Genomic DNA, 12,072 nt, shown 5'->3' with positions numbered 1-12,072 from the left:
GGCCACGGTCCCAGCTCCTTCACTCGCCGCCGACGTCCACCGCCGGCACAGATCTCTGCAGTTTGCTCAGCCTCCGTGCCGGGACCGGGCCGTTACAAGGAGATCCGGGATCTCTCAGGGAACTCCCAAGTTCCCTCCAGTGGGTCTGTGGGTCATCACTGCCGATACTTGAGCCATGGAGACCTCCGAGAGCCCGGCCACCGTTCTGATCGTCGAGGACGAGCCAGGCATCGCGGACATTCTCCGCATCACCCTGAAATACCATGGCTTCACGGTGCACACCGCGGCCACCGGCCGGCAGGCCGTCGCCGCCGCCCGCGAGCACCGGCCGGACCTGGTGCTGCTCGACGTGATGCTGCCGGACGGCAACGGCTGGGAGGTCTGCCGCACGCTGCGCGCCGAACGCGACGACCTCGCGGTGATCTTCGTGACCGCCCGGGACGCGCCGCGCGACGTCGTCGGCGGCCTCGCGCTCGGCGGCGACGACTACATCACCAAGCCGTTCGGCGTGGACGAGGTGGTCGCCCGGGTGCACGCCGTGCTCCGCAGGACCCGGCGCGAACCGGAGGCGGCGGATCCCGTACTGCGCCACGGCGACCTGGAGATGGACGAGACGACGTTCACCGTCCGCCGCGCCGGCGAGCCCGTCGACCTGACCCCCACCGAGTACAACCTGCTGCGGCACCTGCTGCGCAACGCCGGGCGGATCGTCACCAAGGAGCAGTTGCTGCAGCACGTCTGGCAGTACGACACGGTCGTGGAGTCGACCGTCGTCGAGACGTACATCAGCTACCTGCGGCGCAAGCTCGACCGGCTGGGGCCGCCGCTCATCGAGACCCGGCGCGGCATCGGCTACGGGCTGCGGGCGCTGGCATGAGGCTCGGGTTCGGGATGTTCGGGGCTCTCGGGCCCGCCACGCGCGTGAGCGGCGGCCGGGGCGGCGGGTACGACCGCGCGGAGCCCGACCCCGGGCAGCGGTCGAACGGCGGGAGCCCGAACGGCGGTCGGTTCAACGGCAGGCGTCCGAACGGCAAGCGCTGCTTCTGGCCGCGCCCGCGCTCGCTGCGCGGGCGCTTCACGATGGCCAACGTCACCTTCCTGGCCATCGGCCTGGTGATGGCGGGCGCCGCCAGCCTCATCGGCATGTACACCATGCTGATCGGCGAGATCGACGACTCCCTCAAGACCTCCCAGAAGGCGCTGTCCTCCACCCCGTTCACCAGCGGCGGCCTGCAGCAGCTGTGCACGATGGCCGGCATGCTGCAGACCGGCAAAGGCGGCAAGGTCGTCGCCCAGGCCTTCGACCAGGACCTCTTCCTGGTGCTCGACTCCCACGGCCGGATCTCCACGGTGTGCGAGGGCGACGTGGCCAACCTCAACGAGGAGCGCCGCAGCCTCGCGGCGGCCCTGCCGGACGTGAAGGCGCTCGCGGCGTCCGGCGACGCCGCGACCGTGCACAGCGACGGCAGCTACTACCGGGTGATGGTCGCCCGCCTCGGCGACGGCACCATGGTCGTCAAGGGGATGCGGCTCAACGGGGTGCGGCGCGCGGTCGGCCACCTCCTGATCGTCGAGGTCATCGACAGCGTCGTGCTGCTGGGCCTGCTGGCCATGGGCTCGCTGACCGCCGCCCGGCGGCGGCTGCGCCCGCTGGAGGACATGGTCGAGACGGCGTCCGCCATCTCCGAGGGCGACCTCTCGCGGCGGATCGCCACCGCCTCGCACGGCAGCACCGAGGTCGAGCAGCTCAGCGCCGCCCTCAACGCGATGCTCCAGCAGATCGAGACGGCGCTGACCAGCAGCGAGCGGGCCACCGCGCAGCTCCGCCAGTTCCTCGCCGACGCCTCGCACGAGCTGCGCACCCCGCTCGCGTCCGTCCGCGGCTACCTCCAGCTCTACGAGAAGGGGATGCTCGACCCGGACGAGAAGGAGCGCGCCCTGACCCGGGTCTCCGCAGAGGCGCTGCGGATGAGCCGCCTCGTCGACGAGCTGCTCGCCCTCGCCCGGATGGAGGACCGGCCGGCGCTCGCGCCGCGCCCCGTCGACCTGACGCAGCTGGTCAGGGACGGCGTCGCCGACCTGACCATGCAGCAGCCGCGGCGGCCCGTCGCGCTGATCCTGCCGGGCGCGGTGGAAGTGCTGGGAGACGAGGCGCAGTTGCGGCAGATCCTCGGGAACCTGCTCAGCAACGTCCGGGTGCACACCCCGGCGGAGTCCCCGCTGACCGTGGAGGTGGTCCGCCGGGAGGAGGACGTCCTGCTGCGGATCACCGACTCCGGGCCGGGCCTGTCGCCGCAGGACGCCGCCCGCGCCTTCGACCGCTTCTTCCGCGCGGACCCCGACCGGGCCCGGGACACCGGCGGCGCCGGGCTCGGCATGTCGATCGTCCAGGCGGCGGTCGACGCCCACCACGGGTCGGTACGCCTGGACACCGCGCCGGGCGTGGGCCTGACGGTCCTGGTCACGCTGCCGGCGGTCCGGCAGCCCGAACCGGCGAGCGAACCGGCCAAGAGCTGACCGCCCCTCAGACCCGTTCGGCGGAGACCGGAGCCGGTGGCGGGGCCGTCGCCACGGGTCCCACGCCGACCCGCCGCACACCCGGCACCAGCGCGGTGCCCAGGCAGGCGGCCGCCACCAGCGCTGCCGCGACCGCCAGCGGTGTCGCCGTCCCCCAGGCGTCGGCGGCGAGCGGCGCGGCGGCGTAGCCGACCGGCATCGCGGCGAGCGAGAGCAGCCAGTCGTAGGAGGTGACGCGGGCCAGCACACCGGCCGGGACGGCGTCCTGGACGGTGGTCTCCCACACCGGGTTGAGGAACCCGAGCGCGCCGAGGGCGATGCCGTAGGAGGCGATGAGCAGCGGGGCGGGGGCGGCGACGGCGAGCAGGACCAGCGGCAGCGCGTACGTCGCGAGGCCGACGTTGGCCACCAGGACCGGCCGCCTGGGCTGGGCGCGGCTCGCCAGCAGGGAGCCGGCGACGAGCCCCGCGGTGCCCGACTGGAGGAGGTAGATCCACACGTCCTCCCCGCCGAGCCGGTCGCGGGCGACGATCGGCCCGAGGGTGGCGAGGACGGCGGCGGCGCCGTTCCAGGTGGCGTGCGCGATCAGGCTCGTCCAGTACCAGTCGCGCGACCGCACCTCGGACCAGCCCTCGACCAGGTCGGCGCGCAGCGAGCGGCGGGGGATCGGCGTACGGCGGACGCGGATCGCGGCCAGCAGGGCGGCGCTGGCCGCGAACGTCGCCGCGTCCAGGACGAAGGCCCAGCCGGGCCCCGCGGTGAAGACCAGCAGCCCGGCGACGCCGGGGCCGCCGAAGGAGGCCGCGTTGCGCGCGGCGGCCATCAGGGAGTTGGCCTTCTGCCGTTCCGGGCCCTCGGTGGTGCCGGCGACGAGCGGGGAGGCGGTCGGCATGGCGAACGCCGAAGCGATGCCGCCGACCACCTCGGCGAGGGCTATGTGCGGCAGCCGCGGGTCGCCGCCGATGAGTTCGGCGCCCACGAACAACTGGGCGCCGCACCGCAGCAGGTCGGTGACCAGCGCGACCTTGCGGACGTCGAACCGGTCGCCGAGCACGCCGCCGAGGGGGAGCAGCAGCAGTTTCGGTACGACCGAGCAGCCGAGGACGACGGCGAGCGCGGTGGCCGACCCGTCGGTGGCCCGGGTGATGGCGATGGCCAGGGCGGCGGGGACGACGGCGTCGCCGAGGGCGGACAGGGTGCGGCCGAGGAAGAGCAGCCGGAAGGCGTGCAGCCGGAGGGGGTGCGTCGGTGGATTCACGCCAGGAATGTATTTCGCTACCGAACCTTTCGTCAACGAATAATTCGGCGCCGATGGAGTTGCCGTAGGATGAGGCCATGAGCGCCCAGGACCAGGCCCGCGAACCGGCCCGCGACCGGACCGACGAGCACGTCGAGCGCTGGCTGCCCGTCCTCCCCGACCTCGATCCGGACATCGAGGGCGCGGTCACGCGGATGAAGATGATCGCCCACCATCTGCGCCGGTTCCGGGACCAGTCGCTCGTCGACCACGACCTCCAGCGGCACGAGTTCGAGACCCTGCACGCGCTCGCCGGGCGCGGCGGCCGGGCCAGCCCCTCCGAGCTGGCCCACGACCTGGACATGGCGCCCGCCTCCATCACCGGCCGGCTCGACACGCTCGCCCACCGCGGCTTCGTCCGCCGCACCCCCTCCGCGAAGGACCGCCGGCGCGTCGACATCGAGCTGACGGACGACGGCCGGGCCACGTGGCTCGGCTCGATGGACGTCCTCGGCCACGAGGAGTACCGGCTGCTGGGCGCGCTCGACGCGGACGAGCGCCGCACGCTCTCGGACCTGCTGCGCCGCATTCTGCTGGCGGCGGAGGACGTCCAGGGCCTGCGTTAGGGCTTGCGTTGGAGCACCCTCCAACCCGTACGTTCGGTGCCATGCCCACACCCCATGAGAACGCCGCGTCCGAAGCCCCCTCCGAGCGCTACGCGCGCGGCCTCGCCGTGCTGCAGCAGATCGCCGGCACCGAGCGGCCCGCCGTGCTCGACGCGCTCGCCGACATCGCCCCCGACCTGGGACGGTTCACCGTCGAGTTCGGCTACGGCGACATCGTCTCCCGCCCGGGACTGACCCTCCCGCAGCGCCAGCTGGCCACCATCTCGGCGCTCGCCGCGATGGGCAACGCGGCCCCGCAGCTGCGCTTCCACGTCGACGGAGCGCTCAACGTCGGCATCAGCCGGCGGGAGATCGTCGAGACGTTCATCCACGCCGGCGTCTACGCGGGCTTCCCGGCGGCGCTCAACGCCCTCGCCGTCGCCCGCGAGGTCTTCGCCGCGCGCAAGGAGCCGGCCGACCCGGACGCGGGCCCCATCGCCCCGGCCACCCCGAGCGAGGCGGGCACCACCCGCTACGAGCGGGGCGCGGAAGCGCTGTCCCGCATCGACGGCCACGCGGGAGACGCGGTCATCGCGTCGCTCCAGGACATCGCCCCCGACCTGGCCCGCTACCTGATCGAGTTCGCCTTCGGCGACGTCTACTCCCGCACGGGCCTCGACCTCAAGTCCCGCGAACTCGCCACCATCGCCATGTGCACCGCCCTCGGCACCGCCGCCCCACAGCTCCGCGTCCACCTGCACGGCTTCCTGAACGTCGGCGGCACCCAGGACGAGGCGATCGAGATCATCACCCAGATGGCCGGCTACGCCGGCTTCCCGGCCGCCCTGAACGCCGTCACGGCCGCCAAAGCGGTCTTCGCGGAGCGGGCGGAGAACCAGCAGGAGCGCTGAACGCCGCAGGTGACGGAGGTCAGGCGACGATCACGCGGGTCCCGTTGAAGTTGGCGACGATCTCGAGTTCGCCGCCGAGCGCGGCCACGTACGCCGCGATCGTCCCTACCTCGGTACCCGTCGCTTTGCCGCGTTCGATCGCCGAGACGCGCTCCTGGCGCACCTGCATGCGGGCGGCCACCTCGCGCTGTGTGAGGCCGAGCTGTTTGCGCATCTCGGCCAAGCGGTGTGCGCGGGCCTCGGCGACCATGCGCTGGGCGCCCAGCATGATCACTTCGAGGTCCTCGGCGTCGAAGACCTCATGTTTGACGTCGTCCCAGGAGCTGAAGGTAGTCATCTCCGTGCCTCCTTCTGTCGCTGATCCAGATACTCGACCCAGTCGGCATAGCGTGCCTCGGCCAGCGGGATCGCATGGTTGTACCACGCGCTCCATTGCCCGGATTTGTCGCCGGCCACGAGCAGTACCGCGCTGCGCTCGGGGTCGAAGGCGAACAGGATCCGAAACTCGCTGCTCCCCGAAGAGCCGGGGCGAAGCTCTTTGAGGTGGTGGAGAGCAGACCGCTTGATCCGGTCCGCCAGCGGCCGTCCCAGGTCCGGGCCTTCTTCGACGAGGGCCTGGATGGCCTGGCCCACCAGACGTGCGGAACCCCGGTCCGTCTTGCGCAGCTCGTGCAACCAGTCCCGGACCTCCCCGGTCATCTCAAGGTGCCAGGTCATACTGAGTCCCACTTGAGTATGTATACATACTAGTACCCTCGCGTACTGAAGGCGAGGGCGAGGGCACCCGCTGCGTACTCCGCCCGGACGGGTGAACCGCCCGCCGGAGGCGGACACGGCGGCGGCCCGGGCGGAAGGCCTTTGCCGTTCCGTCCGGGCCGCCACCCCGTGGGGGGCAGGTGGGTCAGCCGGTGGTGACGGCGGTGTCGTCGATCAGGAAGCTGGTGGCCGCGGAGGAGTCCTCGGCGCCGAGGAACTTGACCGTGACCGTCTTGCCCTTGAAGGCGGACAGGTCGAGGGTGCGCTGGACGTAGCCGCTCGGGGTGGTGTTGGAGTACGTCGCCAGGGTGGTCGTCGTGGTGCCGGAGACGACCTGGGCCTTCAGCGTGTCGTAGACCGTGGAGCCGGTCTCCTTGGTGGTGATGCCGAGCCAGAAGCTGAGCTTCGGCGCCGCGGCGGTGGCCGGGATGGTCACCGACTGGGAGAGCGTGTCGGTGTGGGTGGTGCCGTAGCCGTTGAGCCAGGCGTAGTACGAGCCGCCGTGGGGGGTGGCTCCGGTCTCATTGGTGATGACGCCGCTGCTCTGGGCCCAGGTGGTCGCGCCCGACTCGAAGCCGGGGTTGGCCAGCAGGTTGGTGCCGGTGGGCGGGGTGGTGGTGCCGCCGCAGGTGGTGGAGGTCGCGGCGACGGCGGCCGCGGTCCAGGCCTTCTCGACCGCAGCGCACTGGGTGCTGCTGGCGCCGAACAGGTCCTTCGCCGCCTTGATGCTGGCGGTGCGGGCGCCCGGGTAGTCGGTGGCGGCCGTCATGTACGTGGACAGCGCGCGGTACCAGACCTTGCCCGCGTCGGCGTTGCCGATGCCGGTGACGGCGGCGGCACCGTTGCAGGTCGGGCTGTTGCCGTACGAGGAGGAGCCGGAGCCGACGGCCAGCAGGTAGAAGAAGTGGTTGCCGACGCCCGACGAGTAGTGCGGGTCGAGGTTCTTGGTGCCGGTGGTCCAGCAGGACTGCGAGACGCCGTCCTTCTTCGGGTCGTCCATGTACCGCAGCGGCGTGGAGCTGATCTTCTCGCCGATGAGGTAGTCCGGCTTGTCCGCCGCGTTGTTGGCGTTGAACTCGACCAGGGTGCCGAAGATGTCGCTGGTGGACTCGTTGAGGCCGCCCGCGTCGCCGAAGTAGTTCAGGCCCGCGGTCGCGGCGGTGACGCCGTGGCTCATCTCGTGGCCGGCCACGTCCAGCTCGGTGAACGGCTTGTCGCCGGCCGCCCCGTCGCCGTAGATCATGGCGAAGCTGTCGTCGTCCCAGCCCGCGTTGGCGTAGTTCACGCCGTAGTGGACGAAGGAGCGGGCGCCGACGCCGTCGTTCTTGATGCCGTTGCGGCCGTGGACGTTCTTGTAGTAGTCCCAGGTGGCCTGGATGCCGTAGTGCGCGTCCACGGCGACGGTGGCGCGGTCGGTCAGGGCGCCGTTGCCCCAGACGTTGTCCGTGTCGGTGAAGGCGCCGCCCCAGCCCGCCGGGGGCGAGTCGTTGGTGGCGGTCTTGTTCAGCGCGTCGCGCGTCTCACCGTTGCCGCGGGTCGGGTCCAGCAGCTGGTAGCCGCCGCTGACGCTGGTGGTGCCCAGCGTCACGTCGCCGACCTGGTAGCCGTGGCCGGTGCCCGAGGCCGCGGCGCCCGCGACCGTGGCGGCCGGGGCGGTCGCCTGGTTCTGGCCCGCGACGACCGTGCTGATGAAGCTGTTCCACGACTGGCCGGCGGCGCCGGTCCGCGCGTTCACCAGGACGTGCAGGTGGCTCGGCGACTGGTCGGGCGCCGTGCCGTTGACGACGACCTGCCACACCAGCACGGGCGTGGCCGACGTGGCGTCGACGACCAGCTTGGCCGTGCTGCCGCGCTTGACCCCCTTGAACTTCTTGGCGGCCGTGGCGATGGCCTGCTTGGCCGTGATCTTCGGTGTGACCGACAGGTTCAGCGGCGCCGCCAGCGTCAGCGAGGCGTCGCGGGCGGTGCCGTCCGGGGTCGAGTGGACGACGACGTCACCGCCCAGGACCGGCAGGCCCTGGTAGGTGCGGTCGAGGTGCACGTGGCGGGAGCCGTCGGCGTCGACGGTCACGTCGCGTGACGTGAACACGTCGTGTGCGCCGGCCCGCACCAGCTGCGGGTGGGCCGCCACGGCGGAGTTCGCGTCGCGCAGAGCCTGAGCTTCGCTCGCCTTCGGCGGGATGGGCCGGGGGTTCTTCGCGGCGCTGGCGGGGGTGCCCGCCCCGGCTATGAGAAGGCCGCTGACCGCGAGGGTGAGGGTGCTGGCGAGTACAGATCGTTTCATGGCCAGGGAGCATGGCGGTGGCCGCTGACCCGCGGCAACGGACTCCCAATTCTGTTTAATTGCGGGAGTTGCAACAGCGGGTGAAGCCATGGGCCGCAAGCTGTGCATCGTCTGTGAACCATAAATCTTTGGGTAAGACTGTTCACGGCGTGATGCGCGTCACCGGAGGTTTTCCTTCCGGTCGCTAGCATGTGCCCTCCCCCCACTCGGCACGCAGGACGGACAACCCTCCCCTGTGACCTACAGACCGCTGCCTCCAGAAATCGCCGACGCACTGCGTACCGGCCCCTTCGAAGCCGCCCTCGACGCCGCCGTCCGGGCCAGCGGGCTCAGCATGGAACGCATCCGGCACCGGTTGGACACCCGGGGCGTCCAGGTGAGCGTCACCACGCTCAGTTACTGGCGCCGCGGCCGCAGCCGGCCGGAGCGCCCCCAGTCCCGGCAGGCCGTCCGGCTGCTGGAAGAGCTGCTCGCCCTCCCCTCCGACTCCCTCGTCTCCCTGCTCGGCCCGCAGCGCCCGCGCGGCCGCTGGGTCAACCGCCCGCCCGTCAACCTCGACGCCGCCCGGCTCTGGCAGGAGTACGAGAGCCTGCCGGGACTGCTCGGCGAGATGGGCTCCACCGACGACGGGCTCGCCCGGCTCGCCGTCCACGACCGCTACGAGATCGACGCCAACGGCTGCGAGACGACCTGGACGACCACCCTCGTGCTGCGGGCCGAGCGCGACCGGGTGGACCGCTGCATGATCATCACCCGCGGCGACGACCCCGAACGCGAGCTGCCCGTCCTCACCGGGGTGCGCAACGCCCGCCCCGGCCGGGTCCGCATCGACAGCACGGTGCCGCTGGTCGTCGCCGAGCTGCTGCTGGAGCGGGAGCTCGCCAAGGGCGAGACCGAGGTCGTCGAGTACACCTACCTGATGCCGAGCGCGGGCGCCCGCACCACCGAGTGCGGCCGGGGCTTCCCGGTGCCCATCCGGCTCTACACCCTCGAAGTGCAGTTCCATCCGGACGCCGTGCCGTTCCGCAGCCACCGCTGCGTCGGCACGCAGGCGGCCGGGCCGCTGCCCGCCGTCGAACCCGTCTGGATCAGCGCCTCGGGCCGGGCGCTGTTCTCCGTCGAGGACCCGCAGCCCGGCTTCCAGGCGCTGCGCTGGGAGTGGGAGTAGGCGGCCGAACGCCGAAGGCCCCTGTCCGCCGTGGCGGACAGGGGCCTTCGCAGGCGCGGGGAAGGACTAGAAGCGACGCGTGATCAGCGCGCGCTTCACTTCCTGGATCGCCTTGGTGACCTCGATGCCACGCGGGCACGCGTCGGTGCAGTTGAACGTGGTGCGGCAGCGCCAGACGCCGTCCTTGTCGTTCAGGATCTCCAGCCGCTGCTCACCGCCCTCGTCGCGCGAGTCGAAGATGAAGCGGTGCGCGTTGACGATCGCGGCCGGGCCGAAGTACTGGCCGTCGTTCCAGAACACCGGGCAGGACGACGTGCACGCGGCGCACAGGATGCACTTGGTGGTGTCGTCGAAGCGCTCGCGGTCCTCGGCGGACTGCAGGCGCTCGCGCGTCGGCTCGTTGCCCTTGGTGATCAGGAAGGGCATGACGTCGCGGTAGGCCTGGAAGAACGGGTCCATGTCGACGATCAGGTCCTTCAGGACCGTCAGGCCCTTGATGGGCTCGACCGTGATCGGCTTCTCCGGGTTGAGGTCCTTGATCAGCGTCTTGCACGCCAGCCGGTTGCGGCCGTTGATGCGCATGGCGTCGGAACCGCAGATGCCGTGCGCGCAGGAGCGCCGGAAGGTCAGCGTGCCGTCGAGCTCCCACTTGATCTTGTGGAGGGCGTCCAGGACGCGCTCCTTGGGATCGATCGGGAACTGGTAGTCGACCCACTCGACCGCGTCCGAGACCTCCGGGTTGAACCGGCGGACCCGCATCGTGATCGTGATCAGGTGACCTGCGGCTGCCTCGGCGGCGTCCAGTGCGGCCGAGTGCTTGTCGAGCGTCGGGGTGCTCATCAGTACTTACGCTCCATCGGCTGGTAGCGGGTCACCACGACCGGCTTGTAGTCGAGGCGGATCGACTCGTTGCCGGCGGAGTCCGTCTCGCGGTACGCCATGGTGTGCCGCTGGAAGTTGACGTCGTCGCGGTTGGGGTAGTCCTCGCGGTAGTGACCGCCGCGGGACTCCTTGCGCGCCAGCGCGGACACGGCCATGACCTCGGCCAGGTCGAGCAGGTTGCCCAGCTCGATGGCCTCCAGCAGGTCGGTGTTGAAGCGCTTGCCCTTGTCCTGGACGGACACGTTCTTGTAGCGCTCGCGCAGTGCGCCGATCGTCTCGACGGCCGTCTTGATCGTCTGCTCGGTGCGGAACACCATCACGTTGGTGTCCATGCACTCCTGCAGCTCCTTGCGGATGTCCGCGACCCGCTCGGTGCCGGTGTTGTTGCGCAGGCCCTCGACCTGGGCGACGACCCGGGACGCCGGGTCCTCCGGCAGCTCGATGTGGTCCGTGGTCGCCGAGTACTCGGCGGCCGCGATGCCCGACCGGCGCCCGAAGACGTTGATGTCGAGCAGCGAGTTGGTGCCGAGGCGGTTGGCGCCGTGCACCGAGACGCAGGCGACCTCGCCCGCGGCGTACAGGCCCGGGACGACGGTGGTGTTGTCGCTCAGCACCTCGCCCTGGACGTTGGTGGGGATGCCGCCCATGGCGTAGTGCGCGGTCGGCTGGATCGGGATCGGGTCCGTGTAGGGCTCGATACCGAGGTACGTCCGCGCGAACTCGGTGATGTCGGGCAGCTTGGCGTCCAGCTGCTCCGGCGGCAGGTGCGTGAGGTCGAGGTAGACGTGGTCGCCCTCGGGACCGCAGCCGCGGCCCTCACGGATCTCGGTGTAGATGGAGCGCGAGACGACGTCGCGGGAGGCGAGGTCCTTCATGACGGGCGCGTACTTCTCCATGAAGCGCTCACCGTCCTTGTTGCGGAGGATGCCGCCCTCGCCGCGGGCGCCCTCGGTGAGGAGGATGCCCATGCGCCAGATGCCCGTCGGGTGGAACTGGAAGAACTCCATGTCCTCCAGCGGCAGCCCGCGCCGGTACGCGACGGCCTGGCCGTCACCGGTCAGGGTGTGCGCGTTGGAGGTCACCTTGAAGAACTTGCCGGTGCCGCCGGAGGCGAAGATGACGGCCTTCGCCTGGAAGACGTGGATCTCGCCGGTGGCCAGCTCGTACGCGACGACGCCGGCGGTCCGCTGGACGCCGTCGACCTCGGCGAGGAGCAGGTCCAGGACGTAGAACTCGTTGAAGAACTCCACGCCCTCCTTGACGCAGTTCTGGTACAGCGTCTGGAGGATCATGTGGCCGGTGCGGTCCGACGCGTAGCAGGCGCGGCGCACGGCGGCCTCGCCGTGGCTGCGGGTGTGCCCGCCGAACCGGCGCTGGTCGATCTTGCCCTCGGGCGTCCGGTTGAAGGGCAGGCCCATCTTCTCGAGGTCGAGGACCGCGTCGATGGCCTCCTTCGCCAGGATCTCGGCGGCGTCCTGGTCGACCAGGTAGTCGCCGCCCTTGACCGTGTCGAAGGTGTGCCACTCCCAGTTGTCCTCCTCGACGTTCGCGAGGGCGGCGGCCATGCCGCCCTGGGCGGCGCCGGTGTGGGAGCGGGTCGGGTAGAGCTTCGTCAGCACGGCGGTGCGGCTGCGCTTCGTCGACTCGATGGCCGCGCGCATACCGGCGCCGCCGGCGCCGACGATGACGGTGTCGTACTTGTGGATCTGCAT

Annotated in this window: 11 protein-coding genes; 5 read left to right on the top strand and 6 right to left on the bottom strand. The window is 71.2% G+C overall.

The window, feature by feature from the left end; genetic code table 11:
* Window positions 1–175: 175 nt before the first annotated feature.
* Both ABZ721_RS16250 and ABZ721_RS16245 read left to right on the top strand, forming a co-directional pair.
* Window positions 176–877 (top strand): response regulator transcription factor, encoded by a 702-nt coding sequence (locus ABZ721_RS16250; protein ID WP_358789265.1) that lies wholly within the window; start codon window positions 176–178, stop codon window positions 875–877.
* Between the two features lie 44 nt (window positions 878–921).
* A complete protein-coding gene (locus tag ABZ721_RS16245) occupies window positions 922–2,517 on the top strand; it encodes a HAMP domain-containing sensor histidine kinase (protein WP_358789264.1) in 1,596 nt (531 codons plus the stop codon).
* 7 nt (window positions 2,518–2,524) lie between these two features.
* On the opposite strand, the gene ABZ721_RS16240 is transcribed toward ABZ721_RS16245, so the two are convergent.
* A complete protein-coding gene (locus tag ABZ721_RS16240; RefSeq protein ID WP_358789263.1) occupies window positions 2,525–3,775 on the bottom strand; it encodes an MFS transporter in 1,251 nt (416 codons plus the stop codon).
* Window positions 3,776–3,852: 77 nt separating this feature from the next.
* Between ABZ721_RS16240 and ABZ721_RS16235 the strand changes: the two genes are divergently transcribed.
* Window positions 3,853–4,380 (top strand): MarR family transcriptional regulator, encoded by a 528-nt coding sequence (locus ABZ721_RS16235; protein WP_358789262.1) that lies wholly within the window; start codon window positions 3,853–3,855, stop codon window positions 4,378–4,380.
* A gap of 41 nt (window positions 4,381–4,421) precedes the next feature.
* Window positions 4,422–5,270, top strand: a complete 849-nt coding sequence (locus ABZ721_RS16230) for a carboxymuconolactone decarboxylase family protein (RefSeq protein WP_358789261.1) — start codon at window positions 4,422–4,424, stop codon at window positions 5,268–5,270.
* A 19-nt stretch (window positions 5,271–5,289) separates the two neighbouring features.
* On the opposite strand, the gene ABZ721_RS16225 is transcribed toward ABZ721_RS16230, so the two are convergent.
* The 3 genes from ABZ721_RS16225 to ABZ721_RS16215 all read right to left on the bottom strand — a co-directional run bounded on the left by ABZ721_RS16225 (window position 5,290) and on the right by ABZ721_RS16215 (window position 8,310).
* Window positions 5,290–5,607, bottom strand: coding sequence for an XRE family transcriptional regulator (locus tag ABZ721_RS16225; protein ID WP_358789260.1), 318 nt, complete (start codon window positions 5,605–5,607; stop codon window positions 5,290–5,292).
* A complete protein-coding gene (locus tag ABZ721_RS16220) occupies window positions 5,604–5,987 on the bottom strand; it encodes a type II toxin-antitoxin system RelE/ParE family toxin (protein WP_358789259.1) in 384 nt (127 codons plus the stop codon). Before ABZ721_RS16220 ends, ABZ721_RS16225 begins: the two co-directional genes overlap by 4 nt.
* Window positions 5,988–6,171: 184 nt before the next feature.
* A complete protein-coding gene (locus tag ABZ721_RS16215; protein ID WP_358789258.1) occupies window positions 6,172–8,310 on the bottom strand; it encodes a M4 family metallopeptidase in 2,139 nt (712 codons plus the stop codon).
* A gap of 235 nt (window positions 8,311–8,545) precedes the next feature.
* Here ABZ721_RS16215 and ABZ721_RS16210 point away from each other — a divergent pair, with 235 nt between their 5' ends.
* Window positions 8,546–9,478 carry a hypothetical protein gene (locus ABZ721_RS16210; RefSeq protein WP_358789257.1) on the top strand — a complete coding sequence of 311 codons (933 nt, stop codon included), beginning with the start codon at window positions 8,546–8,548 and terminating at the stop codon, window positions 9,476–9,478.
* A 66-nt stretch (window positions 9,479–9,544) separates the two neighbouring features.
* On the opposite strand, the gene ABZ721_RS16205 is transcribed toward ABZ721_RS16210, so the two are convergent.
* The gene (locus ABZ721_RS16205; protein WP_358789256.1) at window positions 9,545–10,318 is read right to left on the bottom strand and encodes a succinate dehydrogenase iron-sulfur subunit; all 774 of its coding nucleotides are present in this window, start codon (window positions 10,316–10,318) and stop codon (window positions 9,545–9,547) included.
* Window positions 10,318–12,072 (bottom strand): succinate dehydrogenase flavoprotein subunit, encoded by a 1,755-nt coding sequence (gene sdhA, locus ABZ721_RS16200; RefSeq protein WP_358789255.1) that lies wholly within the window; start codon window positions 12,070–12,072, stop codon window positions 10,318–10,320. Before sdhA ends, ABZ721_RS16205 begins: the two co-directional genes overlap by 1 nt.

This window comes from Streptomyces sp. NPDC006733 (assembly GCF_040636125.1).
Classification (GTDB): domain Bacteria; phylum Actinomycetota; class Actinomycetes; order Streptomycetales; family Streptomycetaceae; genus Actinacidiphila.
The sequence above is the reverse complement of the archived record's forward strand: the minus strand, read 5'-3'. Positions and strand labels throughout refer to the sequence as shown.

Excerpts from the sequence above, each read along its gene's own strand:
- ABZ721_RS16250 (WP_358789265.1), top strand. The coding sequence starts at position 176 with ATGGAGACCTCCGAGAGCCCGGCCACCGTTCTGATCGTCGAGGACGAG.
- ABZ721_RS16235 (WP_358789262.1), top strand. The coding sequence starts at position 3,853 with ATGAGCGCCCAGGACCAGGCCCGCGAACCGGCCCGCGACCGGACCGAC.
- ABZ721_RS16230 (WP_358789261.1), top strand. The coding sequence starts at position 4,422 with ATGCCCACACCCCATGAGAACGCCGCGTCCGAAGCCCCCTCCGAGCGC.
- ABZ721_RS16225 (WP_358789260.1), bottom strand. The coding sequence starts at position 5,607 with ATGACTACCTTCAGCTCCTGGGACGACGTCAAACATGAGGTCTTCGAC.
- ABZ721_RS16220 (WP_358789259.1), bottom strand. The coding sequence starts at position 5,987 with ATGACCTGGCACCTTGAGATGACCGGGGAGGTCCGGGACTGGTTGCAC.
- ABZ721_RS16215 (WP_358789258.1), bottom strand. The coding sequence starts at position 8,310 with ATGAAACGATCTGTACTCGCCAGCACCCTCACCCTCGCGGTCAGCGGC.
- ABZ721_RS16205 (WP_358789256.1), bottom strand. The coding sequence starts at position 10,318 with ATGAGCACCCCGACGCTCGACAAGCACTCGGCCGCACTGGACGCCGCC.
- sdhA (WP_358789255.1), bottom strand. The coding sequence starts at position 12,072 with ATGCAGATCCACAAGTACGACACCGTCATCGTCGGCGCCGGCGGCGCC.